Genomic DNA, 24,520 nt, shown 5'->3' on the forward strand with positions numbered 1-24,520 from the left:
CTTATTCCTTGGTGAAGGACACCAGCAGTTCGCCCAGCGTCACGCCAAACTTGCTCATGGTCGCCCGGTTCAGCAGCACCCCGTCCTCCATCAGGAACATCCAGTCGTCGAACTGCACGTCGTACTCCTTGCCGTTGATCGGCAGGCGCAGCGTGTAATTCCAGCGGAAGGCGTTGCCCGACGTCTGGCCCTCGGCCTCGCCCACCACATCGCCGGCCGTGCCGGTGTAGCGGCCGCCTTCGTGCTTGGTCAGGCGCCAGATGCGGCGCTGCGCCGTGCCATCGGAATAGGTGAAGGTCTCGTCCAGCACGCCCTGGTTGCCCTCCCAGCGGCAGTCCATGACCACCGTGAAGCGGCGCACCACCTCGCCGCCGCGCTTTTGGAACAGGCCGTGGGCGCGCACCCGACCGTTGAAGTAGCGGTCCAGCTCCAGGGCGGGGCTCTCCTGGGCATAGTCGGTGACCCGGGGGCTTGCACAGCCGACCAGGACCGCCGAGCCTGCCAGCAGGCCCAGCAGAAGATAGCGACGATTTGTCATGGGAGACCTCTTTGGCGAGTGGATGAAGGCTTGATGAGCAGCCGGTGCAGCGCCGCGGCGGCCACCAGCTTGAGCGCGCAGGGCAGCAGCGCGTAGATCCAGGCCAGCCGGTGCAAGGCCGCGCCGTCCTGGCTGCCCGGCGTGTAGCCCAGCCACTGCAGCAGCGGCAGGGCGGCGCCGGCGGCCAGGGCCAGATTGAGTTTGCTGGCCAGGTTCCACCAGCCCAGGTAGGCGCCGTCGCGCACGCCCTGTGCGCCCTGGCGCTCGATGAGCAGGGCCAGCAGCGCACCCGGCACGGCCAGGTCGGCGCCCAGGGCCACGCCGGTGAGCAGGCACACCAGCCCGAAGGCCAGCACCTGGCCGCTGCCCAGCGCCGCCGCCCAGCCGAAGCAGACCACCGCCAGCAGCATGCCGGCAAGCCAGGCGCGCTCCAGCCCGGCACGGCCCACCGCGCGCACCCACAGCGGCAGGGACAGGGCGCCACTGACGAAGTACACAACCAGGAACAGCGCGATCTGCGCCTGGGTGGCCCCCAGGCGGTCATCGGCAAAAAACAGCATGAGCGCGGCCGGTATGGCGCTGGCGGTGCCGTTGCACAGGAAAACCGCCAGCAGCCGCCGAAAGGCCGGCTGGGCCAGGGGCTCCCACATCCAGGCTTGACCTGACCCCGCAGCTGCGGGCGCCTGCCGCGGCGGCTGCGGCGCCCGCCACAGGGCCAGCCAGCCCAGCAGCAGCGCGGGAGCCAGCAGCCCGAGCATCGCAGCGGCCCCCCAGGCCAGCGACGCCGCACTGGCAGCCACCACGCCCGCCAGACCGGCCCCTTCGCGCCAGGCAACGATGCGGCTGCGCTGCACGCCGTCGCCACCCAGGCGCACGCCCCAGGCCTGGTGCGCGATGACCAGCAGGCTGTGTGCCAGACAGGTCAGCAGCAACCCCGCGACCATCCACGCCGCCAGCGCAGCGGGCGTGGCCACCGCAGGGAAGAACAGCCCCGCCATGCCCAGGCCCAGCAGCGCCGCGGCCACTGCCAGCACCGCCATCACTTCGGGCAGCCTGCGGCGGTACAGCCGGTCGCTCCAGCGGCCGATGAGCGGCTCGGCGCCGGCGTCGATCAGCCGCACCAGCATCAGCAGCGTGCCCACGGTGGCCAGCGGCAGCCCGAGCCCGCTGGCGTAGTGGTGCGGCAGCACCACGTACAGCGGCAAAGCGGCAAAAGCCACCGGCAGACCCAGCAGGCCATAGGCAAGTCCGGCCTGCCAGGGCAGCCCAGGCGCGACCGGTGGCGCCGCCATGCTGCTCATGGTGCTTCGGGCGCCTGCTGCCCCAGCAGCGCCCGGCGCAGCGCCGGCTGCGAGGTGCGCGGAGACAGCCAGATGCCGAAGAAGCGCCGCGCCAGCTCGGCATCCTGGATGCTGCCCAGCCGCCGGTCGCCCCGCCACAACTGCAGGCCCTGGCCCGGAAGGTACAGCCCCGTCAGTACATCGCCTGCCTGCACATCGGGCAGCACTTGCGCCAGCAGCGTGCGCCATTGCTGCGCCTGCGCGGGCGTCACACTAGCCTGCTGGTTGATTTCTTCGAGCGAACGCTGGGCGATGGCGGCGCCGAGGAACGCGCGGTGATAGCGCAGCTCCAGCGCCAGCGGATGCCTTTCGAAGGTCTCCGCCTCGAACCCAGGAGCCACCCACAGCCGGGCGTCGTACACGTGCAGGCCGAGAAAGCGCAGTGCTCCCTGCCCGCTGACCGCCGCGTCCCCCAGGGTCTCGCGCACGGCGGCGGGCGCCAGCGGTGCAGGCCCGGTCGGCACCGCGGCCGCCACACCCGTCAGGTTCAGGGTCAGGCCCAGCGCCAGTCCCTGCGCCAAGGCGCATCGCATCAAGGATGAAATCAGGCTCCAAGGCATATGCAGCAAGCGTGAGCAGCTATCATTTTTCAATCTCGGGCCAGCGTGTACTGCACGACATCGATGCTGCCGCTGTCGAAGGCCGCCTCGCAGTAGGCGAGGTAGAACTCCCAGGTGCGCAGGAAGGCGGCGTCGAATCCCTGCTCCAGCACCTGTGCCCGCTGCCGCGTGAATTCGCGGTGCCAGCGGCGCAGGGTTTCGGCATAGTCGGCGCCGAAAGCGAATTCCTCCACCACCCGCAGTCCCGCCTGCCGGGCGGCCGCGCGAAACCGCGTGGGGCTGGGCAGGCAGCCGCCGGGAAACACATACTGCTGGATGAAATCGGTGCCGCGCACGTAGCGTTCGAACAGCCGGTCGTCGATGACGATGCTTTGCACGCACGCACGTCCGCCAGGTTTGAGCAGGCGCTGGACGGTGGCGAAGTAGCTTGGCCAATAGGCCTGGCCGACGGCCTCCACCATCTCGATGGAGCAGATGGCATCGAAGGGCGCATCGTCGATGTCGCGGTAGTCCTGCAGGCGCAGGTCGGCGCGGCCAGTCAGACCTGCCGCCTGCAGGCGCTCGCGGGCAAAGGCCAATTGCTCGGCGGACAGCGTCACACCGGTCACGTGGGCCTGGTACTGGCTGGCCGCCAGCTCGGCCACGGCGCCCCAGCCGCAGCCGATCTCCAGCAGCCGGCTGCCTGGCCGCACGCCGGCGCTGTCCAGCGCGCGGCGCATCTTGGCCAGCTGCGCCTGTGCCAGGTCGCCCGACAGGTCGCCCTGGAACCACGCCGAGGAATAGTTCATGCTCGGGTCCAGCCAGAGCCGGTAGAAGGCATTGCCCAGGTCATAGTGCGCCTGGATGTTGCGCCGGCTGCCACTGCGCGTGTTGCGGTTGAGCAGGTGGCGCAGCCGGTAGGCCAGCCGGCCCCACCAGCCGCCGTACACCAGCGACTGCAGGGCATCGCGGTTGGCCATCAGCAGGCGCAGCAGGTCGGCAAGGTGCGGCGTGCTCCAGTCCTGGTCGATATAGCTCTCGGCCAGCCCGATGTCGCCCGAGCGCAGTACCGCGCCCAGGACCTTCCAGCGCTGCAGGCGCATGCTGGCCTGGGGCGGGCCTGCGCAGCCCAGCTGCAGCGCGCTGCCGTCGGGCAGCTCCAGATGCAGGGTGCCATGCTGCAGGCGCTGCAGCAGCCGCAGCACGCTGCGCCCGGCAGCGGGCACACCAGCCGGCAGGCGCGGGGAAAACGAAGCACTGGTCGTCGTGTTCATGGTCAAGGCTCGCAGGGAAAGGAACGGGACACGGGCACGGCCGGCGCGGCAGGGTGCGAATGCACGGGCACACGCTTGGCCCATAGCAGCAGCGCGTTCCAGAGGATGCGGACCGTCACGCCCAGGGTGAGCAGCGGGTAGCGCCACAGGGCGCGGCGCCGGCTGGCGGCGGTCAGGGGCTCCAGCCGCCCTGCCATGCCGGTCAGCAGCACCGGGCCGGTGTCGTCGTGGTAGTCGATGCGCACCCGCGCCGACTGCAGGCCGCCCGCCCCGGTGCGCAGAAACTTGAAACGGTAGTGGCCCCGCACCGCGCAAAACGGCGAGACGTGAAACACCTTGTGCGCCTGCAGCGGCTGGCCGTAACAAGGCTGGTCGAGCACATAGGCATGGCGTTCGCCAAAGGTGTTGTTCACCTCGGCCACGATGACGCGCAGGCTGCCATCCGTGCGGTGGCAATACCAAAAGCTCACCGGCTTGAAGCTGTAGCCCAGCACCCGTGGGTAGCACTGCAGCCAGATCTCGCCGTCCGCGTCGTCGATGCCCTGGGCCTGCAGCAGGCCCTCCAGCCAGGCCAGCGCATTGCCCCGGCGCGGGTGCATGCCCCAGCCATGGTCGGCGTCGTGAAAAGACAGCACACCCGGCCGATTGAGAGCCAGCACGCCCGCGGCCTCGGGCCGCCGCGCCAGCGTACGCATGGGCAGCAGCACGAAGAAGGTCGGTACCGCGAAGCGGTGCAGCCGCGGGCGCAGCCGCGTATGCCACACATGGCCGAACCCAATGTGCGGAACGCACGCAGCAGCGGCGACGTCGCTCATGCGGCCTCGCGCCGGTGCAGCTGGGCCAGCAGCGCGTCGGCCGCGCGGTAGCCGGACTGCAGGCCGTCCTCATGAAACCCATAACCCGTCCACGCGCCCGCGAACCAGGTCCGCTGCACACCTTGCAGCTGCGCGACCTGCTTTTGCGCCGCCAGGGCGGCCAGGTCGAACACCGGATGCTCGTAGTCGTATTCCCCGATGACCTGCGCCGGATCAATGGGCCGCACCGGGTTGAGCGACACCAGCACCGGCTGGGCGAACGGCAGCGGCTGCAGCCGGTTGATCCAGTAGTGCAGGCAGACGCGGGCCGACTCCTGTGCGCCATCAGCCGCGCGCTCGTAGTTCCAGGCCGCCCAGGCGGCGCGCCGGCGCGGCAGCACCCGGGTATCCGTGTGCAGCACGGCCCGGTTGGGCTGGTAGCGGATGGCGGCCAGCATCTGCTGCTCGGCGATGCTGGGGCGGGCCAGCAGGCGTAGCGCCTGGTCGCTGTGTACGGCCAGGACCAGGGCGTCGAAGTGCTCGCTGCCGGCGGCCGTTCGCACGAGCACCCCGGCGGCGTGGCGCTCCACGCGCTGCACCGGCGTGGCCAGGCGGGCGTCCAAGCCACGCAGCAGCGCCTGCACGTACTGACGCGCCCCGCCCTGCACGGTGCGCCATGGCGGCCGGTGATTCACCTGGATCAGGCCGTGGTTGTGGCAAAAGCGCACCATGGTGGCCACGGGAAAGCGCAGCATCTGGTCGGTCGGACAGCTCCAGATGCAACCCAGCATGGGCAGGAAGTACCAGTGGCGAAACGCGTCACTGAAGCCATGCTGGTCCAGAAAGTCGCCCAGCGGCTGCGCCAGCGCCTCCTCGCCACCGCGCAGCGCCAAGGCGGTGCACAGCCGGTTGAAGCGCAGCAGTTCGGCAAGCATGCCGAGAAACCGCGGGCGCAGCAGGTTGCGGCGCTGCGCGAACACGGTTGTGAGGCTGGAGCCGCTCCACTCCAGCGCACCAAGTCCCCAGGCTCCGGCACCGGGCACCTGCACGGAAAAAGACATGTCGGACGCCACGGTGGGCACACCCAGCGCATCGAACAGCGCGATCAGGCCGGGATAGGTGCGCTCGTTGAACACCAGAAAGCCGGTATCCACACCGTGCGTGACGGCCTGCTTGCGGACGTTGGGCAAGGTCACGTCGACCGTGTGTGTGTGCCCGCCGAAATAGCTGCCGGCCTCGAACAGCGTCACCCGCGCCTGCCCGCGCAGCCGGTGTGCCGCCGCCAAGCCTGAAATACCCGATCCAACGACAGCAACTTTCATGGCCTGTTCCCCTCGGTGAGCCTGCATGCAAGCGGCACAGGGCCGTTGCGCTGTGGCGTAATGTACTAGACAAATTTATTTTTGTCTTAGACAATATTTCCTAGCACGCAACTGCCATGACCACAGAAATCACACCGATCGCAACGGACGCACCGCTCCCCGACCTCCTCGGTCTGCCCATTTCCACGGTGGAGCGCGAGACCGGTCTGGGCAAGGACACCCTGCGCGTCTGGGAAAAGCGCTATGGTTTTCCTGCACCCACCCGCGATGCGGCCGGCGACAGGCTCTACAGCACCGAACAGGTGCAGCAACTCAAGCTGATCCGCCGGCTGCTGGACGGAGGCCTGCGGCCGGGCAAGGTGGTTGGCCTGAGCACGCGCGAACTGCAGGCGCTGCTGGCAGACAACGGTACCGCGACAGCAAGCTATTTGTCCAAGACAACTTCAATGGATCGTAGCGTGGATGGGGCCGTGGAGGAATTGCTCGCCACGATCGGCAGCCACGATCCCCAAGCACTGCGCCATGCCCTGGGCACGGCGCAGATGCGCATGGGCCTGGCCCCGTTCGTGACCGAACTGGTCGCGCCACTGACCATTGCGGTAGGTGAGGCATGGGCACAGGGACGCTTTGAGGTCTTCGAAGAGCACCTCTATACCGACGTGCTCACCGGTGTGCTGCGACAGGCCATTGCATCGCTGACGCCCCCGCCCGTGCTGCAGGGCCCCACGGTCCTGCTGACCACGCTGCCGCAGGAGTTGCACGGGCTGGGGCTGCTGATGGTCGAGGCGCTGTTGGTGCTGGAAGGGTGCACCTGCGTGTCCCTCGGCACCCAAACACCCGTGACGGACATCGCGCAGGCGGCGCAAGCCCACCGCGCCGACATCGTGGCGCTGAGTTTCAGCAACGTGCACAAGGCATCCGCCGTGCGCACCAGCCTGCGCGAACTTCGCGCGCTGCTGCCCGCGGCCACGGCGCTGTGGGTCGGCGGTTCCTGCCACGCCTTGCACCAGATGCCGTTGGCCGGGGTCAGCACGGTGCAGCAGCTGTCCAGCCTGCCACCGCTGGTGGCGCAGTGGCGCCACGCCCACTGAAAGACCGGAGAGCCTTCCCATGACTGCTACGCCGCCCACTCCTGCATCCCGCGAGCATCGCGGCCTGGCGCGCCGCGGCGTGCTCAGTTTGCTGCTGGCGGGCGGCGCGGCACTCACGGGCTGCGCCAGCGACCAGCCTCCATCCGGGGCACGGGCTGTGTCGCCCTTTGACCTGCAGCGCTACCTGGGCCGCTGGTACGAACTGGCGCGGCTGGACCACGCCTTTGAGCGCGGCATGACCGATGTGTCGGCCACCTACAGCGAACAGGCGGACGGCAGCGTGCGCGTGGTCAACCGGGGCTACGTGCCGGCCACTGGCCAATGGCGCGAGGCCGTCGGCCGCGCCGTGTTCACCGGCGCGCCCACCACGGGTGCGTTGAAGGTGTCTTTTTTCGGCCCGTTTTACGGCAGCTACCACGTGGTCGCGCTCGATCCCGACTACCGCTGGACGCTGGTGCTTGGGCCGAGCACGGACTACTGCTGGATTCTGGCGCGCGAAAAACAGATGCCGGCGCAGCTGCGTGAGGACATCACGGCGCGCGCACGCGCCCTGGGAGTGGACACCCAGGCGCTGATCTGGGTGCCGCACGAGCGCCAGGACTCGGCGCACTGAGCCGGTGCGGTGACGGCGTTGATTGCCAGGATTCTTTGCAGGAGGACCGTCGATGACCTGTTGAACAGATGGACTGCACCGAAGGGCCATCGCCCCCCATTCATTTCTCAGGAGAACTGGCATGCTGAACTGGATCAAAGGACTACTTGGAGTGTTCGTGCTTGCTGCAGCCGCAGGCTGCGGCGGCAGCGGAGGTGACGACCACCCCGGCAATATCGTGGAGGTCGCCCAGGGCGACAGCCGATTCACCATCTTGGTGGAGGCAGTGCAGGCGGCCGGGTTGGCCGACACCCTGAGCGCCCCCGGGCCGTTCACCGTCTTTGCGCCCACCAACGACGCCTTTGCCGCGCTGCTGGGGGAGCTGGGCGTGACCAAGGACCAGCTGCTGGGCAACAAGCCGCTGCTCACCGCGGTGCTGAAATACCACGTCGTTGCAGGCGCGGTGCCCAGCAGCGCAGTTCCGCTGGGCAAGCCCATCAGGCCCGTGGAGGGCGGCTTCTTCAAGGTGGACAAGCAAGACAGCGATCTGGTGATCACCGATGGCCGCAACCGCGCCAGCACGATCGTGCAAACCGATGTCGAGGCGTCCAATGGCGTGATCCACGCGGTGAACAAGGTGCTGCTGCCCGCGGACAAGAACATTGTGCAAACGGCTCAGGCCAATGCCGACTTCAGCCTGCTCGTGGAGGCCGTGAGCGCCGCAGGCCTGGCTGACACGCTGAGCGGCCCAGGACCGTTCACGGTGTTCGCGCCGACCAACGCCGCGTTTGCCGCGCTGCTCGGCGAACTGGGTGTGACCAAGGAGCAACTGCTGGCCGACAGCGCGCTGCTGACTCAGGTGCTCACCTACCACGTGGTGCCAGGCCTGGTGCTGAAGGCCGAGGTGCCGGTGGGCACGCCCATCAAGACCGTGCAGGGCGGCACCTTCGCGGTGACACCGGCCCTGGCCATCACCGACCAGCGGGGGCGCCAGGCTGGCATCGTCGCCACGGACGTGCTGGCGTCCAACGGCGTCATCCACGTGCTGGACAAAGTCATCCTTCCCGCGCCCTGAGGCCGGTGCGCGGTGCGGTACCTCGCGCCGCGCACTGCGCAGCCCCACAACGGGCGGCGGCGCACCCGCCAGGAGGCGGCATGACCACCACAATCTTCTGGTTCCGCAACGATCTGCGCCTGCACGACCAGGTGGCACTGCAGGCGGCCATGGGCGCACGGCGGCTACTGCCAGTCGTCTGCACGCCCGGCATGGATGCCCCCACCGCATGGGGCTTTGCACGCATGGGACGGCACCGCCGTGCGTGGTGGGCCAGTGCGGTGCGGCATCTTGCCCGTGCCCTGCAAACGGCAGGCAGCCAGCTCCTGGTGCTGGACGAGCCGCCCGCCACCGCCCTGCCCGCCCTGGCTCAAGCCGTGGGGGCCGACGGGGTGGTCTGCGAAGACATTGCAGCCCCCGATGAGCAGGCCGAAGTGGCCGCGGTTCGGGCAGCAGGGCTGCCGGTCCTCACCATCTGGCACAGCAGCCTGTTTGACCCGGCACAGCTGCCCTGGCCCTTGCAGCAGCTGCCGGACAGCTTCACTCATTTCCGCCAGGCTGTCGAACAGACTGGCCTGACCCCGGCAGCGCCGCTGCCGCCCGTGGGCCGTTTGGCGCCTTGGCCCCGGGGCGTGCCTGACAGCGTGCTGGAAGCGCAGCGTCGCACCTGGGCACGCCTGAGCGCGATCGCCCCGGCGGCCGATGCCCGCAGTGCGTTTCCCTACCTGCAGTCCGGCCTGCATGCCGGCGAATCGGCTGCGCGCGCGCACCTGGCACGCTACCTGGCCAGTGACCAGCCCGCACGCCACAAGCGCGCGCGCAACAGCTTGGCCGGACAGGGTTACTCCAGCAAGTGGTCGCCCTGGCTGGCCACCGGAGCGCTGTCACCGCGCAAAGCGCTCGAGCAGCTGCGGCGCTATGAAGCGGTGCACGGCGCGAGCGAAGGCACGCGCTGCCTGTGGCTGGAGTTGCTGTGGCGCGACCACCTCCGTTTCCTGCATCTGCGGCATGGCCCGGGGCTGTACCGCGCACGTGGCCTGGCACAGGCGCCTACGCCCACGCACCAACCCGACCGGTTTGCCGCATGGTGCGCAGGCCGTACCGGCCAGCCGCTGGCGGACGCAGGCATGCGCGAGCTGGCCGCCACTGGCTACCTGGGCAACCGGCTGCGGCAGATCGTCGCAAGCTTTCTGGTGCATGACCTGGCGTGCGAATGGCGCGCCGGGGCGGCCTGGTTCGAGCACCAGCTGCTTGACTACGACGTCTACAGCAACCGGGGCAACTGGATCTTCCTCGCGAGCCGCCGCACTCACCCGCGCGCGCGGCGCCGCTTCGATCCGGCCCGACAGGCGGGCCGGTACGACCCCGATGGCCATTACCGCCAGCTCTGGGGCACCGCATGAGCGCGTCGGTCGCTGGCCCGAAGACACGGAAGGGCTGAGGCAGCGCGGCACGCCGCCGCCGCCGCCGATGCTGATGTCGGGGTCGGTGGTGGGCTGGCATGGCGACTGCGGCGAACAGCCGCTGGCGAAGACAGTCCGCCCGGCCGGCCCGAATTCCGCAGCCGCCTGTACGCGGCCTAGGAGCGCGAGGCCAAGTGGGCCCGGCAGTGGGACGTGCGGGTAGCGCTGGTGCGCACGGCTCCAGTGCTGGTGCCGCATCGCGGCATGCTGGCGCACACTGCCAGGCGTCCCGGCACATCTGCTCAACCGCTGACCAAGCCCTGACCCAAAGCCAGCCGCCCTCTGCATAGGTGGGGGCGAGCGCGCCGGCGCGCTTGCGGGCAGGCTTACACTGACCCGGCCCCTGACGGCCCCGCCATGAACGAGCCCGACCTCTCCTATCTGCTGCACAAATCCGACCCGGCTGGCGCGTCGCCGCCTGCCGAGCCCGCGCCCCCGCGCCCGGACCAGCGCAAACCGGGTGAACGCGCCACGGGCCCGGTGGCCCGCCTGATTGGCGAGTTGCGCAAGTCGCAGGCCGAACTGGAGGCGCAGAACAAGGTGCTGCGCTACAGCCAGGCAGCGGCGGAAAGTGCCTCCGAGCGGTTTGAAGCGCTGTTTGCCAGCGTGCCTCTGGCGCTGCTGGTCATCGACACGCACGACGTCGTGGTGCAGGCCAATCCGATGGCACACCGCTCGTTCCAGCCGCTGGAGCACGACCGGCCGCTGACGGCGCTCATGCCCTTCGTCGATCCGTCGCACAGCCAGCGCGTGCGCCATGCCTTCAACCAGGCCAGCGCCGACGGCCGCGCCGAAGCCACCGAGGTGGTCTTTCGCATAGGCCAGGACGGCCAGATCACCGGCGACCTGCACATCGCGCGCATTGAAGCGGCCGATACGGACGGCAGCACACAGCACCAGTACCTGTGCGCCGTGGTGGACCAGGGCCCGCTGCTGGCCGAGCGCCGGGCGCTGCAGCAAAGCACCTGGGAGCTGCAGGTGCGCAATGAACAGATCCAGGCCAGCGAAAAGCGCCTGGAGGCCGTCATCAACTCGGCGCTGGACGCCATCATCTGCGTGGACCAGCACCAGCGCATCACCGTCTTCAACCCCACGGCGGCCGTACTGTTCCAGTGCGCGGCCAGTGACGCGCTGGGCAGCCCCATCCTGCGCTTCATCCCCAACGCGGAGCAGTTGCTGGCCTTCGCCCAGCTGACCACACAGGCGGTGCTGGGCGAGATGACCGCTCTCACCGCCTCGGGGCGCGAGCTGGCGGTGGAGATCAGCGTGTCCTTCGAACGCCACGCCGGGGGCGAGACCACCACCGTCTTCGCCCGCGATCTGACGGCCAGAAAGCGCGAGGAGGCCCGCCGTGCGGAGCTGGAGGTGCAACTGCGCGAATCGCACAAGATGCAGGCGGTGGGCACCATGGCCGGCGGCATCGCGCACGACTTCAACAACATCCTGCACGCCATCCTGGGCAACGTGGAACTGGCCAAGGCCGACGGCAAGCCCGGCACGCCGGCGTATGAAAGCCTGCTGGAGATCGACAAGGCCGGCCGGCGCGCGCGCGACCTGGTGCGGCAGATCCTCACTTTCAGCCGCAACGAGGCGCCCCGGCGCACGCTCGTGGCGCTGGCTGAGGTGGCGCGCGATACCCAGCGCCTGCTGCGCGTGACCCAGCCGCCGCAGATCGAACTGACGGTGCACGAGGCCGAGGACGTGCCGCCCGTGCTGGCCGACCCCACGCAGGTGGAGCAGGCGCTGCTGAACCTGTGCACCAACGCCGTCCACGCCATCGGCGCCGGCCGCGGCGCCATCCACATCGACGTGGCCGCCGCGCGGCCGGGCCAGCGCCTGCGCGAGCGGTTGGGTCTGTCGGGCGAGCACTACGCCGCCGTGACCGTGCGCGACGACGGCCCGGGCATGGAAGCGGCCACCCTGTCGCGCATCTTCGAGCCCTTCTTCACCACCAAGCCCGTGGGCCAGGGCACGGGCCTGGGCCTGGCCGTGGTGCACGGCGTGATGCGCACGCACGAGGGCGCCATCGACGTGCACAGCACGCCGGGCCAGGGCAGCCGCTTCACGCTGTACTTCCCCGCCGCGCCGGGCAATGCGCCCAGCGTCGCGCCCGAGCCGGCGCCAGCCCAGGCATCAGCGGCCCCGGCCCCGGCGCCGGCGGCCGCGCCGGGCCGCCAGCGCCACGTGATGTACGTGGACGACGACGAGGCCCTGGTGTTTCTGGTGCAGCGCCTGTTGCGCCGCCGCGGCTATCAGGTCACCGGCTTCACCGACCCGCGCGAGGCCATCGAGGCACTGCGCGCCGCGCCCACCCGGTACGACCTGCTGGTGACCGACTACAACATGCCCGGCTTCTCCGGCCTGGAGCTGGTGCGCGCCGCCCATGCCATCCGCACCGACCTGCCCATCGCCCTGGCCTCGGGCTACGTCACGGCCGACATCGAGCGCCAGGCCCTGGCCGAGGGCGCGCGCGCCCTGATCCACAAGCCTAACGACGTGCAGGAGCTGTGCGCCACCGTGGACCAGCTGATCCATGGCGGCTGAGGAAATCGACGCGACCATTGCGCCGCCGCAGTGCCTGCACGCCGATGACGACCTGCTGGTGCTGGCCAAGCCCGCCGGGCTGCTGTGCGTGCCCGGACGCGGCGAGGGCAAGCAGGATTGCCTGAGTGCCCGTGCCGCGCAGTACTGGCCCGGGGCCCTGGTCGTGCACCGGCTGGACCAGGCCACCTCCGGCCTGGTGCTCATGGCGCGCAACCTGCCCACCCAGCGCCGTCTGAGCCAGGCCTTCGCCGATCGGCAGGTGGCCAAGCGCTACCAGGCCGTGGTGCGTGGCCTGCCGGATCAGGCCGATGGCGCCTGGAGTGACATAGACCTGCCCATCGCCGCCGACTGGGAGCGCCGGCCGCTGCGCGTGATCGACCCCGCCCGGGGCAAACCCAGCCTGACGCGCTGGCGTGCCTGCGGCCAGGGCGCGGCGGCGGGCACCACGCGCGTAGAGCTGGAGCCCGTCACCGGCCGCACGCACCAGCTGCGCGTGCATTTGGCCGCCATCGGCCACCCCATCCTGGGCGACGCGCTGTATGCCGATGCCGCCACGCTGGCCCTGGCGCCCCGCCTGCTGCTGCACGCCAGCGCCCTGGCCTTCGACCACCCCACACACGGCCGCCCCTGCCGCTTCGAGCTGCCGGCGGATTTTGATCAAATCGACCTCCAGCCCTTACCCAGCAAGCGCGAGCAGCTCTTTTTTCAATAGCACCGAGCGCCTGGGTGGACTACGTGCTGACGCAGATGCCCGACGCGGCCCCAGCCGCTACCATTGCCGGATGACCCAGCACCTCTTCATCCTCACCGGCGGCTCGCGCGGCATGGGCCTGGCCCTGGCCCGGCAGCTGCTCGTGCCCGGCCACTCCCTCGTCAGCATCGCCCGCCGCGCCAACCCCGAGCTGGCCGCTCCCGAGGGCGCGCAGCTGGAGCAGTGGACGCTGGACCTGGCCGACGGCGCGCAGGCCGCCGCCCGGCTGCAGTCCTGGCTGGCCGCCCAGCCCGCCGGCCGCTACGCCAGCGCCACGCTGATCAACAACGCCGGCGTCATCCCGCGCATCGCCCCGCTGTCGGCCAGCGACCCTGCTGACCTGGCCAACGCCCTGCGCGTGGGGCTGGAGGCGCCCATGCAGCTGACCGCCGCCTTCCTGGGCGCCACCGAGGGCTGGGGCGTGCCGCGCAAGGTGCTCAACATTTCCTCCGGGCTGGGCCGGCGCGCCATGGCCTCGCAGGCAGCGTATTGCGCCGCCAAGGCGGGCATGGACCACTTCACCCGCTGCCTGGCGCTGGACGAGGCAGCCAAGCCGAACGGCGCGCGCGTGTGCTCGCTGGCGCCCGGCGTGATCGACACCGACATGCAGGTGCAGCTGCGCAGCGCCGATGCGGCGGACTTCCCCGACGTGGGCAACTTCGCCCAGCTGAAAAGCAGCGGCTCGCTGACCTCGCCCGAGGAGGCCGCCCGCCGCCTGCTGGCCTGGCTGGCACGCGAGGACTTCGGCGCCAACCCGGTGGCCGACGTGCGCGACGCCTGAAGGCCAAACACTATCGTTTTCATAGCTGCCAGCGCTTTCCATATAAGCACTGGAGCCGTTTTTCATTCATAAAACCACAGTAACAGGAGCAATTCCCATGACCCGTGAAGTCGTCGTCGTCAGCGCCGTGCGCACCGCCATCGGCACGTTTGGTGGCAGCCTGAAGGACGTGCCGCCCACCCAGCTGGGCGCCACCGTGGTGCGCGAATCGCTGGCGCGCGCCAGCGTCGAGGGCAAGGACGTGGGCCACGTGGTGTTCGGCCACGTGGTCAACACCGAGCCGCGCGACATGTACCTGTCGCGCGTGGCCGCCATCGAGGGCGGCTGCGCCGAGTCCACGCCCGCCTTCAACGTCAACCGCCTGTGCGGTTCGGGCCTGCAGGCCATCGTCTCGGCCGCGCAGAGCATCCTGCTGGGCGATGCCGACGTCGCCATCGGCGCCGGCGCCGAGGTCATGAGCCGCGCCCCCTATGCCAGCCTGGCCAGCCGCTGGGGTGCGCGCATGGGCGACTTCAAGATGATCGACATGATGATCGGCGCCCTGCACGATCCCTTCCACAACATCCACATGGGCGTGACAGCCGAGAACATCGCCGCCAAGTGGGGCATCACCCGCGAGGACCAGGACCGTCTGGCCGTGGAAAGCCACAACCGCGCCGAGCGCGCCACGGCGGAGGGCTACTTCAACGGACAGATCGTGCCCGTCACGCTCAAGAGCAAGAAGGGCGAGGTGCAGTTCACCACTGACGAGCACTTCCGCCCCGGCGCAACGCTGGACGACATGGCCAAGCTCAAGCCCGTGTTCACCAAGGACAACGGCACGGTGACGGCCGGCAACGCCTCGGGCATCAACGACGCCGCCGCCGCCGTGGTGCTGATGGACGCCCAGGCCGCCAAGGACCGCGGCGCCAAGCCCCTTGCCCGCCTGGTGGCCTATGCCCACGCCGGCGTGGACCCCAAGTACATGGGCATCGGCCCCGTGCCCGCCACCCAGGCGGCCTTGAAGAAAGCCGGCCTCACGGTGGCCGACCTGGACGTGATCGAGGCCAACGAGGCCTTCGCCGCCCAGGCCTGCGCCGTCACGCGCGACCTGGGGCTGGACCCGGCCAAGGTCAACCCCAACGGCTCGGGCATCTCGCTGGGTCACCCCATCGGCGCCACCGGCGCGCTGATCACCGTGAAGGCGCTGCACGAACTGCAGCGCGTGCAGGGCCGCTACGCGCTGGTGACCATGTGCATCGGCGGCGGCCAGGGCATCGCCGCCATCTTCGAACGCATGTAAGCGGCTGCGGCAGGCGGCCAGCCATCGCCGCGCGCGATGGCAGCCTCCTGCAATGGCATGGCGGCGGCGCACGCGGCTGGGCCATGATCGCCTGCCGCGTGCGCGCGTCCCCCGCGCGCACCGCCGCCTTTCAGCACAATCCAAGGAGACACTCCATGCTTCGCCGCAACCTTCTCGCCCTGGCCGCGATCGGCTGCGCCCTGGGCAGCGCCCAGGCCCAGACCGCCGCACCGGCCGCCGCCTACCCCACCAAGCCGGTGCGCATGATCGTGCCCTTCCCGCCCGGCGGCGGCACCGACATCCTGGCGCGCCTGGTGGCCGCCAAGCTGACCGAGGCCAAGCAGTGGACCGTGGTGGCCGACAACAAGCCCGGCGCCGGCGGCACCATCGGCATCGGCGAAGCGGTGAAGGCCGCGCCCACAGGCTACGACCTGGTCATGGGCCAGAAGGACAACCTGGTCATCGGCCCCTGGCTGTACAAGAACCTGCCCTGGGACCCCACACGCGACCTGACGGCCGTGGCCCACGTGGCCTACACGCCGGTGGTCATCGCCACCAGCGCCACCTCCAAGTTCAAGACGCTGGCCGACGTGGTCAGCGCCGCCAAGGCCCAGCCGGGCACGGTGACCTACGGCTCGCCCGGCAACGGCACGTCCATTCACCTGGCCGGCGACCTGTTCGAGAAGGCCGCGGGCATCAAGCTGAGCCACATCCCGTACAAGGGCTCCAACCCGGCGCTGATGGACGCGCTGGCGGGCAACGTGGACCTGCTGGTCTCCTCCCTGCCCTCGGCCATGGGGCAGATCAAGTCGGGCAAGCTGCGCCCGCTGGCCGTGACCTCGGCCACGCGCAGCTCCTCGCTGCCGGACGTACCCACGGTGGCCGAATCGGGCTACCAGGGCTTCGACGTGAGCACCTGGTACGGCGTGCTGGCCCCGGCCGGCACCCCTGCGCCCATCGTCAAGACGCTGAACGCCGAGATCAACCGCCTGCTGGCGACCCCCGAGATGAAGGCCGCCATCCAGGCCCAGGGCGCCGAGCCCCAGGCCATGACGAGCGAGCAGTTCTCCGCCCTGGTGAAGAAGGAATACGGCGAGTGGAAGGGCATCGTCGAGGCCTCCGGCGCCCGCATCGAATAGGCCGCTTCAGGCCCGCCATGCAAAACGGCTGCCCCTGGGGCAGCCGTTTTCTTTATGGGGTGGGGCGAGCGCTTGTCTTGTCAGTCGCGCACCACCAGCACGGGGATGTGTGCCGCGCCCAGCACGCGCTGCGTGACGCTGCCCAGCACCAGCTTTTCCAGCCCGCGCCGACCGTGCGAGCCCATGACGATCAGATCGGCGCCGGTGTTCTCCACGGCGCGCACGATGCCGTCGTGGATGGCGTGGCCCTCGCCCACCAGGACGTTGATGTTGGCCACGCCGGCCTGGCTGAGGGCCGTCTTGGCAGCGTCCAGCGCGGTGTTGGCCTCGGCCGTGGCGGCGCTCAGGTATTGCGCCTGGCCGTAGGCAAAGTCCGCACCCACGCCGGTGAAGGGATAGGGATCGATGACATACATGGCAGTCACCGCGCTGCCGAACACCTTGGCGAGTTCAGCCGCCTTGGCGAGCGCCTTCATCGACGTCTCGGAACCGTCCACCGGGATCAGGATGTGCTTGAACATGGAACCTCCTTGGTTGTCATCGTTGGAATGCCGTATCAGCCTGCCGAGTGTGCGTCAAAAGCGCGCCACCGCCTTGGTCGTGGTCAAGCATCCGGCTCATCGTCGCCTAAAAAGGCACCACGCCGGCAGGTCAGCACCAGCGTGTCGCGCCAGCCGTGTCCGCTCTCGGGCTGGATAGGGGTGGTCTCGTGGATCATGCGCGCGTCGTCGAGCAGCATGACGGACCAGGGCTCGCTCAGCGTGAAGCGCTGGCCGCTGGGGCCTGTGGCCTCGAAGATGCGCGTCTCGCCGCCCTTGATGTTCTCACGCCCGACCAGGAACACTGCCACCAGATCCACCCCGTCGCGGTGCGCGCCCTCGGGCGTGGGCCGTCCTATGCCACCCTCGGTATCGATACGGAACTGGTGCGCCTCGACGAACCAGCGATCCACCTGCGGCGCCAGCGCGGCGCGCGCGGTATCGGCCGCCGCGCCCAGCAGCGCCTGCCAGGCCGGCTGCGCCACCGTGGCCTCCAGCATGGGCGCAAACCAGCGGCGCATGCCGCCATGCAGCGCGTTGTACTGCACCGGCTGGTAGTGCGCCCGATGCGGCACCTGGTGCGCCGCACCACTGTCCATCACGAAGCTGGCATGGCGCCGGTTGCGGTAGCGCCCGCCGTCCTTCAGAAACTCGTCGGGCGGCAGGACCGCCCAGTCGGCCTCCAGCGCCTGCAGCTGCGCCAGCGTGCAGCCGGCCCACTGCGCCGTGTCGTTGGGGCGCAACACGGCATAGCCGCGGTCGCGCAACTGCTGCACAACGTGGCACGGCGGTGTGTAGGGAGGCGAAAACGTGACGTGAGCCATGTGCCGAGCTTACGGCATGGCGCAGGGCACCGCGCAGACAAAAGGGGTTGCACCGTGAAGATGCAACCCCTTGATTTCATTGGTCGGAGCGGCGGGATTCGAACTCGCGACCCTCTGCTCCCAAAGCAGATGCGCTACCAGGCTGCGCTACGCTCCGACAGCTGGCATTCTACCCTGGCAAAAGCAGCGCACGGCCGAAGCAGCGCACTATTTGCCGCCCGTTCAGCGGCTGGAAGAAGACGGGCCGGGGCCGCGTCCGGGCAGGTGGCGGAAGGTGATGCGGCCCTTGGTGAGGTCGTAGGGCGACATCTCCAGCGACACCTTGTCGCCGGCCAGAATGCGGATGTGGTGCTTGCGCATCTTGCCGCCGGTGTAGGCGATCAGCTGGTGTCCGTTGTCCAGCGTCACGCGAAAGCGCGAGTCGGGCAGCACTTCTGTCACGCTGCCCTGCATCTCGATGAGTTCTTCTTTGGCCATGGATGATGATGGTTCTATGAAACTGTTTGCGCGATGCCGCAAGTCTGAACTGCCCGTAGGCCATGAACCACAGCCCGTTTGCCAGCTCCGGTTCCACGCAGGGTGCGGTTGCAGGCTGGAAAAAACACTGCGCCCGTGGGCGCAGAGATCGGACGGCAGCAGCAGGCATGACGCTGCGCTAAACCGGTCAATTGTATCGCGCCGCCGTGGCGTCCGTCATCTACGAATACGCCACAGCCCGGGCCAGGGCGCGCACCAGATCGGTCTGGGTGATGATGCCGGCGAGCTGGCCGCCCTCGTCCACCACGGGAAAGTGGTGGTGGCCGGCTTCGGAGAACAGCGGCACCAGATCCATCACGGGCTGGCCGGCATGCACCTGCTGCGCCGGGCTGCTCATCAGTCCTTCGACTTTGTCCGGCTGCCGGGGTCGGCCCAGGACCAGCTTGCGCAGCCGCTGGCCCATGCCTTCGTGCGTGTCCAGGTTGGCAAGCCGCATGAAGTCCGCCACGGTGATGATGCCCAGCACCACGCCGTGGGAGTCCACCACGGGCAGCGCCTTCACGGCCTCGCGCCGCATGAGGGCCCAGGCGTCGGTCAGTGAGGCCTGCGGCACTACGGCGTGCACCGGGGCCGACATGATGTCGCGGCAGCGCAGGTCCCCCAGCGTTCGCTGGAAGGCCGCCCGGCCCACCAGGTGCAGCAGGCCTTCCAGGTCAGCCCGACTCACGTCCAGCACCTCGTCGTAGTGCGCCAGGGCGGCGTCCAGGTCCGCCGCAATGAAGGGGCTGGCCGCCGCGCCTTCGAGGCCAGTTTTTTTCTGCGCCTGGTGCGGGTAGCTGCGGCCCGTCAGATTGTTATAGACGAGGGCCGTCAGCACCAGCACGGCCACGTTCAGCAGCAGCGGACCGGTGGCGGGCACCGTGGCCTCGGGCGGGTGCAGCACGGCGAACAGGGCCATGGCGCCGCCCGGCGGGTGCAGGCAGCGCAGCGCCAGCATCGCCGCCACCGACAGGCCCACGGCCAGCGCGCAGGCCGCGACCACGTTGGTCACCCAGGTGGCGCAGCCGATGCCGATGAGAAACGACAGCGCCGTGCCGGCCAGCACCGCCCAAGGCTGGGCCAGCGGGCTGGCCGGCACGGCGATCACCAGCACCGCGCTGGCGCCGATCGAGGCCACCAGCCACGGCGTGGGCAGGGTTGTCACCAGCTCGTGCGCCAGCACCGCCACCACCGCGATACACAGTCCGGTGCCCAGCACCATGCGCAGGCGCTCGCGCCAGTTCAGACCCACCGGCTGCGGAAAGAAGCGCCGCAGCCACTCGAGCAGGCGGCGCGCGGCGGGCCCGGCGGCGCCCATCGGGGCAGCAGCGGCAGAGAAGCGGGAGGTGGGCATGGGGCAGGAAAACCGCCGCACCGCGAAGGCGCGCCGGCGCTGTGGCGCGGGTAAACCCGCCATTATCGGGCGTGTCGCCGTGGCCTGCACGGGCGCACCTACAATGGTCCGTTTCCCTCTTTCGCTGGCCCCCGGGGCTGGAAACCGCCACGTGTCTGACCGCCTCGCAGTCCTGCCCCAGTACCTGCTGCCCAAGCAGGCCCTCACCGCTTTGGCCGGACGGCTGGCCTCGGCACGCGCGGGCGCGCTCACCACCGCAGCCATCCGTCGCTTCGTGGCCCGATACGGCGTGGACATGCACGAGGCCGAGCAGCCGGACATCGCCCGCTACGCCACCTTCAATGATTTCTTCACCCGCGCCCTGCGTCCGGGCGCGCGTCCCATCGCGCAGGCGGACGTGGTCTGCCCCGTCGACGGAGCGGTGAGCCAGCTGGGCGCCATTGAGCGCGACCAGATCTTCCAGGCCAAGGGCCACCACTACAGCACCACGGCGCTGCTGGGTGGCGACGGCCAGCTGGCCGCCGCCTTCCAGGACGGCAGCTTCGCCACCATCTATCTCAGCCCGCGCGACTACCACCGCATCCACATGCCGTGCGACGGTCGGTTGCTGCGCATGGACCACGTGCCCGGCGCACTGTTCTCGGTCAACCCGCTCACGGCGCGCGGCGTGCCGGGGCTCTTCGCGCGCAACGAGCGCGTGGTGTGCCTGTTCGACACCCCGCTAGGGCGCATGGCGCTGGTGCTGGTGGGCGCGACCATCGTCGGCAGCATGGCCACCGTCTGGCACGGCCAGGTGAACCCTCCGCGCACGGGCCAGCTGCGGCACTGGGACTATGCGGACCGGCAGATCACGCTGCGTCAGGGCGAGGAGATGGGGCGCTTTCTGCTCGGCTCGACGGTGGTGCTGCTGTTCGAGCGCGGGGCCGTGCGCTTTGAGCCCGGCTGGCAGGCCCTGCGCCCGACGCGCCTGGGCGAAGCCATGGCGCGCCGCCCCTGAGTTACTGTGCTTGGTGCACGCGCGCGGTGGTGAACACCGTGGGCGTCAGCTCCAGCTCCAGCGGATCCACCGGCTCGGTGCGGCCGACCAGGTAGACCGTCATCTCGTGGCGGCGCAGCCCCACGTGGCTCACCGTCTCCCAGGAGCTGCCGTGGCGCACCCGGGCGCCCGGCTTGTACAGCGGCATGCGGAACATGGGACTCCAGCCCCAGGGCACTTCGGAGGGGTCCGGCGCGGTCGAGGGATGGGCAAGGGCGTGCATGGGGCCGGATCTTACCTTTGGCCGCCCGCGCCCGCAAAGTCCAGCGCCGCCTGCAGCAGGCCCCGCAGCACCGGCTGCAGCCGCGCGGCCTCATCGGGCAGGTAATCAAAGGGCAGCGACTCCTGCATGTAGCTGCATTGCGTCAGCTCCAGCTGCACGGCGTGGATGCCCCGCGCCGGCGCGCCGTACTGGCGGGTGATGTAGCCGCCCTTGAAGCGGCCGTTGAGCACGCTGCTGTAGCCCTGCGCCGCGCGCGCAATGGCCAGCAGCCGGCTGGCCAAGGCCGGGTCGCAGCTGTTGCCGTTCGCCGTGCCCAGGTTCAGATCGGGCAAGCGGCCCTGGAAGAAGCGCGGCAGCACCGAGCGGATGGAATGCGCCTCCCACAGCACCACGCGGCCGTGCGCCTGGCGCAGCCGGTCGAGTTCTTCGCGCAGCTGCGCGTGGTACGGTGCCCAGACGGCATCGCGCCGGGCGGCCACCTCGGCGGCATCCGGCACATCGCCGGCCGGGTACAGCGCCAGCTCGTCGAAGCTGTCCACCGGGCACAGGCCGGTGACGTTCTGGCCGGGGTACAGGCTGGCGTCGTCCGGCGGGCGGTTCAGGTCGATGACGTAGCGCGAATGCGTGGCCACCAGCAGCGTGGCGCCCAGCTCGCGGGCGAAGCCATAGAGCCGCTCCAGGTGCCAGTCGGTGTCCGGCACCTGGCGGCCGTGCTCGCTCAGGCGCGCGGCGATGGCCGGCGGCAGGTGCGTGCCGGCGTGCGGAATGGAGACCAGCAGCGGCGCACTGCCGCGGTGCAGCGTGAAGGCCGGCTGGTCGGTGATGGTCGACGCAAAAGAAGGAGAGGAAGAAGAAAAGTGGTCCAGGGCCATGTCAGTCCCGCGGGTTGAGCAGCGCCTTGCGCGCCGCGATGAAAGCCTGTGCCGCCTGATGGTGCAGTGCGTGGCGGCCGTGCGCAACCCGGCGCTGCCCGTGTGTCCACACGCCGGCGACAGCCGAGGTGCGCTGGCTGGCGAACACGTGGGCCGACAGCATCTGCGCCGGCGCCAAGCCGTCCAGGGCGACATGGCGCGGGTCCAGCTCGACAAAATCCGCCAGCTGCCCGGCCCGCAGCCCGGCCACGGGCCGGCCGGCGGCGCGCGCCCCGCCCTGCACCGCCGCCAGCCACTGGGCGCTGGCCACCTCGGGCTGCTCCGGCGTGGCCAGCACGTTGCGCTCGCGCCGGGCCAGGCGCTGGCTGTATTCCAGCAGCATCAGCTCCTCGGCGGCGTTCACGCAGACGTGGCTGTCCGATCCCAGCCCCCAAACGCCGCCCAGGCCCTGCCAGCGGGCGGCGTCGAAGATGCCGTCGCCCAGGTTGGCCTCGGTGCTGGGGCACAGGCCGGCCACGGCGCCGGTGGCGGCGGCGCGGCGGTATTCGTCCTCGTCCAGGTGGGTGGCGTGCACCAGGCACCAGCGCTCGTCCACGGCGGCATGGTCCAGCAGCCACTGCACCGGGCGCCGGCCGCTCCAGGCCAGGCAGTCCTGCACCTCCTGCAGTTGCTCGGCGATGTGGATGTGCACGGGCGCGCGCGGGGCCATGGAGTGCAGCGCCGCCACGGCGGTGTGCAGGCTGTCCGGCGTCACCGCCCGCAGCGAATGCGGAGCAAGGCCCAAATGTGCCTCCAGCCCTTGTGCATCAAGCGCGAGCAGCTCCAATAACGATAGCATGCTGTCGGTGCTGCGGATGAAGCGCGCCTGGTCGGCCCGGGGCGCCTGGCCGCCAAAGCCGCTGCTTTGGTAGAGCACCGGCAGCAGCGTGATGCCGAGGCCCGCCTCGCGCGCGGCGCGCAGCAGGGCGCGCGACAAGGTGGCGTCGTCGGCATAGGGCCGCCCTGCCTCGTCGTGGTGCAGGTAGTGGAACTCGCAGACGCTGGTGTAGCCCGCCTCCAGCATCTCCACGTACAGCCAGGTGGCGATGGCCTGCAGCTGCTCGGGGCCGATGCGCACGGCGAAGCGGTACATCAGCTCGCGCCAGCTCCAGAAACTGTCGTGCGCCGTGCCGCGGTATTCCGTCAGTCCGGCGAAGGCGCGCTGGAAGGCATGCGAGTGGAGGTTGGGCATGCCCGGCAGCACCGGCCCGGCGGCGCGCGGCGCGTCCTCCGGCGTGGCCTGGGGCGTGACGGCGGTCAGCAGGCCCTGCGCGTCCCACTGCAGCAGCACGTCCTGCGCCCAGCCGCCGGGCAGCAGGGCGTGGCGGGCGAACAGGCGGCCGGGCGTCAAGCCAACCCCCGCTGCACGATGCGGCCACCCCGCACGATGGTGTGGGCGCGCTGGCGGCCGAACCAGTAGGCCAGCTCGGCGGCTTCGGCCACCGGCCACAGCACGAAGTGCGCCGGCCGCCCGGCGGCGATCAGGCCATGTGTGTCCTGTAGGCCCAGGGCGCGCGCGGCGTGCAGGGTGATGCCGGCCAGCGCCTCGGGCACCGTCAGGCGGAACAGCGTGCAGGCCATGTTGGCCATCAGCAGCAGGCTGAGCGCTGGGGACGTGCCCGGGTTGTGGTCGGTGGACACGGCCATGGGCACGCCCGCGGCGCGCAGCGCGGCGATCGGCGGCAGCTGCGTGTCGCGCAGCGTGTAGAAGGCGCCGGGCAGCAGCACGGCCACGGTGCCGGCCCGGGCCATGGCGTCCACCCCGGCCTGCGACAAATGCTCGATGTGGTCGCACGACAGGGCCCGGTAGCGCGCGGCCAGCTGCGCGCCGCCCATGTCCGACAGCTGCTCGGCGTGCAGCTTGACGGGCAAGCCCAGCTGCTGCGCGGCGGCGAAGACCTGCTCGGTCTCGGCCAGCGAGAAGGCGATGCGCTCGCAGAACACATCCACCGCGTCCACCAGCCCCTCGGCGTGCAGGGCGGGCAGCATGTCGTTGCAGACGTGGTCGATGTAGTCCTGGCTGCGGCCGGCGTACTCGGGCGGCAGTGCGTGCGCGCCCAGGAAGGTGGTGCGCACCGCCAGGCCCGTGGCCTGGCCCAGGCGGCGCGCCACGCGCAGCTGGCGGCGCTCGTGCTCCAGCGCCAGGCCGTAGCCGGACTTGATCTCGATGGCGCACACCCCCTCCTCCATCAGCGGACGCAGGCGTGCCAGGGCGCAGGCGAACAGCTCGTCCTCGCTGGCAGCGCGCGTGGCGCGCACGGTGGAGACGATGCCGCCGCCGGCGCGCGCCACCTCCTCGTAGCTGGCGCCCGCCAGGCGCATTGCGAACTCGCCGGCGCGCTGGCCGCCATAGACCAGATGGGTGTGGCAGTCCACTAATCCCGGCGTGGCCAGCAGGCCGGCACCGTCGTGGTGTGGCGTCTGTGCCCAGGCGGCGGGCAGCCGCGCGGCCGGTCCCACCCAGCGCAGCACGCCCTGTTGCACGACCAGACTGGCGGGCTCACCATCGGCCAGCGGCTCGTCGGGCTGCGCCAGCCCGGGGGCCAGGCGCAGACCGTGCCACACGCCGCCGGCATCGGTATGGGGTGGAGAAGCATGCATTGCTATACCCTT

24 protein-coding genes and 1 tRNA gene are annotated in these 24,520 nt (G+C 70.2%); 10 read left to right on the plus strand and 15 right to left on the minus strand.

Annotated elements, in window-relative coordinates; all coding sequences use genetic code 11:
- Position 1 precedes the first annotated feature (1 nt).
- From RT282_RS09730 to RT282_RS09755, 6 genes are read right to left on the minus strand one after another with little or no spacing between them, the layout of a single operon-like run.
- Positions 2-538, minus strand: coding sequence for a DUF3833 domain-containing protein (locus RT282_RS09730; RefSeq protein WP_313313480.1), 537 nt, complete (start codon positions 536-538; stop codon positions 2-4).
- On the minus strand, positions 535-1,839 hold the full coding sequence (locus RT282_RS09735; RefSeq protein WP_313313481.1) for an MFS transporter: 1,305 nt from the start codon (positions 1,837-1,839) through the stop codon (positions 535-537). The genes RT282_RS09730 and RT282_RS09735 overlap by 4 nt, the downstream gene beginning before the upstream one ends.
- Positions 1,836-2,411 (minus strand): chalcone isomerase family protein, encoded by a 576-nt coding sequence (locus tag RT282_RS09740; RefSeq protein ID WP_313313483.1) that lies wholly within the window; start codon positions 2,409-2,411, stop codon positions 1,836-1,838. The genes RT282_RS09735 and RT282_RS09740 overlap by 4 nt, the downstream gene beginning before the upstream one ends.
- Before the next feature lie 56 nt (positions 2,412-2,467).
- Positions 2,468-3,691: a cyclopropane-fatty-acyl-phospholipid synthase family protein gene (locus RT282_RS09745; RefSeq protein WP_313313485.1), complete on the minus strand. Its 1,224-nt coding sequence runs from the start codon at positions 3,689-3,691 to the stop codon at positions 2,468-2,470.
- A gap of 2 nt (positions 3,692-3,693) precedes the next feature.
- A complete protein-coding gene (locus tag RT282_RS09750) occupies positions 3,694-4,506 on the minus strand; it encodes a DUF1365 domain-containing protein (RefSeq protein WP_313313488.1) in 813 nt (270 codons plus the stop codon).
- Positions 4,503-5,807, minus strand: coding sequence for an NAD(P)/FAD-dependent oxidoreductase (locus tag RT282_RS09755; RefSeq protein WP_313313490.1), 1,305 nt, complete (start codon positions 5,805-5,807; stop codon positions 4,503-4,505). Before RT282_RS09755 ends, RT282_RS09750 begins: the two co-directional genes overlap by 4 nt.
- A gap of 116 nt (positions 5,808-5,923) precedes the next feature.
- Between RT282_RS09755 and RT282_RS09760 the strand changes: the two genes are divergently transcribed.
- The 9 genes from RT282_RS09760 (at position 5,924) to RT282_RS09800 (ending at position 16,504) form a co-directional block, all read left to right on the plus strand.
- Positions 5,924-6,898, plus strand: coding sequence for a MerR family transcriptional regulator (locus tag RT282_RS09760; RefSeq protein WP_313313492.1), 975 nt, complete (start codon positions 5,924-5,926; stop codon positions 6,896-6,898).
- 19 nt (positions 6,899-6,917) lie between these two features.
- Positions 6,918-7,511: a lipocalin family protein gene (locus RT282_RS09765; RefSeq protein WP_312759854.1), complete on the plus strand. Its 594-nt coding sequence runs from the start codon at positions 6,918-6,920 to the stop codon at positions 7,509-7,511.
- A 121-nt stretch (positions 7,512-7,632) separates the two neighbouring features.
- Complete coding sequence (locus RT282_RS09770) at positions 7,633-8,565, plus strand: fasciclin domain-containing protein (RefSeq protein WP_313313495.1); 933 nt, start codon at positions 7,633-7,635, stop codon at positions 8,563-8,565.
- A gap of 80 nt (positions 8,566-8,645) precedes the next feature.
- On the plus strand, positions 8,646-9,947 hold the full coding sequence (locus RT282_RS09775) for a DASH family cryptochrome (protein ID WP_313313497.1): 1,302 nt from the start codon (positions 8,646-8,648) through the stop codon (positions 9,945-9,947).
- 417 nt (positions 9,948-10,364) lie between these two features.
- Entirely contained in the window at positions 10,365-12,551 is a 2,187-nt protein-coding gene (locus tag RT282_RS09780; RefSeq protein WP_313313499.1) for an ATP-binding protein, read from the plus strand.
- On the plus strand, positions 12,541-13,263 hold the full coding sequence (locus RT282_RS09785) for an RluA family pseudouridine synthase (RefSeq protein WP_313313501.1): 723 nt from the start codon (positions 12,541-12,543) through the stop codon (positions 13,261-13,263). Before RT282_RS09780 ends, RT282_RS09785 begins: the two co-directional genes overlap by 11 nt.
- A 70-nt stretch (positions 13,264-13,333) precedes the next feature.
- Positions 13,334-14,083: an SDR family NAD(P)-dependent oxidoreductase gene (locus RT282_RS09790; protein WP_313313504.1), complete on the plus strand. Its 750-nt coding sequence runs from the start codon at positions 13,334-13,336 to the stop codon at positions 14,081-14,083.
- 97 nt (positions 14,084-14,180) lie between these two features.
- Positions 14,181-15,365: a beta-ketothiolase BktB gene (gene bktB / locus RT282_RS09795; protein WP_313313506.1), complete on the plus strand. Its 1,185-nt coding sequence runs from the start codon at positions 14,181-14,183 to the stop codon at positions 15,363-15,365.
- A gap of 155 nt (positions 15,366-15,520) precedes the next feature.
- Entirely contained in the window at positions 15,521-16,504 is a 984-nt protein-coding gene (locus tag RT282_RS09800) for a tripartite tricarboxylate transporter substrate binding protein (RefSeq protein WP_312306633.1), read from the plus strand.
- 80 nt (positions 16,505-16,584) lie between these two features.
- Here the strand turns inward: RT282_RS09800 and RT282_RS09805 are convergent, their stop codons facing one another.
- From RT282_RS09805 to RT282_RS09825, 5 genes are all read right to left on the minus strand, one after another.
- Positions 16,585-17,025, minus strand: a complete 441-nt coding sequence (locus RT282_RS09805) for a universal stress protein (protein ID WP_313313508.1) — start codon at positions 17,023-17,025, stop codon at positions 16,585-16,587.
- A gap of 83 nt (positions 17,026-17,108) precedes the next feature.
- Complete coding sequence (locus RT282_RS09810; RefSeq protein WP_313313510.1) at positions 17,109-17,867, minus strand: 2OG-Fe dioxygenase family protein; 759 nt, start codon at positions 17,865-17,867, stop codon at positions 17,109-17,111.
- A gap of 80 nt (positions 17,868-17,947) precedes the next feature.
- A tRNA-Pro gene (locus RT282_RS09815) sits at positions 17,948-18,024 on the minus strand.
- A 65-nt stretch (positions 18,025-18,089) separates the two neighbouring features.
- The gene (gene infA, locus RT282_RS09820; RefSeq protein WP_106846161.1) at positions 18,090-18,344 is read right to left on the minus strand and encodes a translation initiation factor IF-1; all 255 of its coding nucleotides are present in this window, start codon (positions 18,342-18,344) and stop codon (positions 18,090-18,092) included.
- A gap of 220 nt (positions 18,345-18,564) precedes the next feature.
- Positions 18,565-19,737 (minus strand): HPP family protein, encoded by a 1,173-nt coding sequence (locus tag RT282_RS09825; RefSeq protein WP_312307349.1) that lies wholly within the window; start codon positions 19,735-19,737, stop codon positions 18,565-18,567.
- Between the two features lie 151 nt (positions 19,738-19,888).
- Here RT282_RS09825 and asd point away from each other — a divergent pair, with 151 nt between their 5' ends.
- On the plus strand, positions 19,889-20,734 hold the full coding sequence (asd, locus tag RT282_RS09830; RefSeq protein WP_313313514.1) for an archaetidylserine decarboxylase: 846 nt from the start codon (positions 19,889-19,891) through the stop codon (positions 20,732-20,734).
- Between the two features lies 1 nt (position 20,735).
- On the opposite strand, the gene RT282_RS09835 is transcribed toward asd, so the two are convergent.
- Genes RT282_RS09835 through hutI form a run of 4 tightly spaced genes read right to left on the minus strand, consistent with a single transcriptional unit; the run spans position 20,736 to position 24,508 of the window.
- Positions 20,736-20,996, minus strand: coding sequence for a hypothetical protein (locus RT282_RS09835; protein WP_312307351.1), 261 nt, complete (start codon positions 20,994-20,996; stop codon positions 20,736-20,738).
- A gap of 11 nt (positions 20,997-21,007) precedes the next feature.
- Complete coding sequence (gene hutG, locus RT282_RS09840; protein ID WP_313313517.1) at positions 21,008-21,868, minus strand: N-formylglutamate deformylase; 861 nt, start codon at positions 21,866-21,868, stop codon at positions 21,008-21,010.
- Position 21,869: 1 nt separating this feature from the next.
- Entirely contained in the window at positions 21,870-23,258 is a 1,389-nt protein-coding gene (locus RT282_RS09845; RefSeq protein ID WP_313313519.1) for a formimidoylglutamate deiminase, read from the minus strand.
- Positions 23,255-24,508 (minus strand): imidazolonepropionase, encoded by a 1,254-nt coding sequence (gene hutI, locus RT282_RS09850; RefSeq protein WP_313313521.1) that lies wholly within the window; start codon positions 24,506-24,508, stop codon positions 23,255-23,257. The genes RT282_RS09845 and hutI overlap by 4 nt, the downstream gene beginning before the upstream one ends.
- Positions 24,509-24,520: the final 12 nt, after the last annotated feature.

The sequence above is a fragment of the Pulveribacter sp. genome, from assembly GCF_032079985.1.
In the GTDB taxonomy this organism is placed as follows: domain Bacteria; phylum Pseudomonadota; class Gammaproteobacteria; order Burkholderiales; family Burkholderiaceae_C; genus Melaminivora.

Bases quoted from the DNA above. Each gene is read 5' to 3' on its own strand.
- RT282_RS09730 (WP_313313480.1), bottom strand. From the start codon at position 538: ATGACAAATCGTCGCTATCTTCTGCTGGGCCTGCTGGCAGGCTCGGCG.
- RT282_RS09735 (WP_313313481.1), bottom strand. From the start codon at position 1,839: ATGAGCAGCATGGCGGCGCCACCGGTCGCGCCTGGGCTGCCCTGGCAG.
- RT282_RS09740 (WP_313313483.1), bottom strand. From the start codon at position 2,411: ATGCGATGCGCCTTGGCGCAGGGACTGGCGCTGGGCCTGACCCTGAAC.
- RT282_RS09745 (WP_313313485.1), bottom strand. From the start codon at position 3,691: ATGAACACGACGACCAGTGCTTCGTTTTCCCCGCGCCTGCCGGCTGGT.
- RT282_RS09750 (WP_313313488.1), bottom strand. From the start codon at position 4,506: ATGAGCGACGTCGCCGCTGCTGCGTGCGTTCCGCACATTGGGTTCGGC.
- RT282_RS09755 (WP_313313490.1), bottom strand. From the start codon at position 5,807: ATGAAAGTTGCTGTCGTTGGATCGGGTATTTCAGGCTTGGCGGCGGCA.
- RT282_RS09760 (WP_313313492.1), top strand. From the start codon at position 5,924: ATGACCACAGAAATCACACCGATCGCAACGGACGCACCGCTCCCCGAC.
- RT282_RS09765 (WP_312759854.1), top strand. From the start codon at position 6,918: ATGACTGCTACGCCGCCCACTCCTGCATCCCGCGAGCATCGCGGCCTG.
- RT282_RS09770 (WP_313313495.1), top strand. From the start codon at position 7,633: ATGCTGAACTGGATCAAAGGACTACTTGGAGTGTTCGTGCTTGCTGCA.
- RT282_RS09775 (WP_313313497.1), top strand. From the start codon at position 8,646: ATGACCACCACAATCTTCTGGTTCCGCAACGATCTGCGCCTGCACGAC.
- RT282_RS09780 (WP_313313499.1), top strand. From the start codon at position 10,365: ATGAACGAGCCCGACCTCTCCTATCTGCTGCACAAATCCGACCCGGCT.
- RT282_RS09785 (WP_313313501.1), top strand. From the start codon at position 12,541: ATGGCGGCTGAGGAAATCGACGCGACCATTGCGCCGCCGCAGTGCCTG.
- RT282_RS09790 (WP_313313504.1), top strand. From the start codon at position 13,334: ATGACCCAGCACCTCTTCATCCTCACCGGCGGCTCGCGCGGCATGGGC.
- bktB (WP_313313506.1), top strand. From the start codon at position 14,181: ATGACCCGTGAAGTCGTCGTCGTCAGCGCCGTGCGCACCGCCATCGGC.
- RT282_RS09800 (WP_312306633.1), top strand. From the start codon at position 15,521: ATGCTTCGCCGCAACCTTCTCGCCCTGGCCGCGATCGGCTGCGCCCTG.
- RT282_RS09805 (WP_313313508.1), bottom strand. From the start codon at position 17,025: ATGTTCAAGCACATCCTGATCCCGGTGGACGGTTCCGAGACGTCGATG.
- RT282_RS09810 (WP_313313510.1), bottom strand. From the start codon at position 17,867: ATGGCTCACGTCACGTTTTCGCCTCCCTACACACCGCCGTGCCACGTT.
- infA (WP_106846161.1), bottom strand. From the start codon at position 18,344: ATGGCCAAAGAAGAACTCATCGAGATGCAGGGCAGCGTGACAGAAGTG.
- RT282_RS09825 (WP_312307349.1), bottom strand. From the start codon at position 19,737: ATGCCCACCTCCCGCTTCTCTGCCGCTGCTGCCCCGATGGGCGCCGCC.
- RT282_RS09835 (WP_312307351.1), bottom strand. From the start codon at position 20,996: ATGCACGCCCTTGCCCATCCCTCGACCGCGCCGGACCCCTCCGAAGTG.
- hutG (WP_313313517.1), bottom strand. From the start codon at position 21,868: ATGGCCCTGGACCACTTTTCTTCTTCCTCTCCTTCTTTTGCGTCGACC.
- hutI (WP_313313521.1), bottom strand. From the start codon at position 24,508: ATGCATGCTTCTCCACCCCATACCGATGCCGGCGGCGTGTGGCACGGT.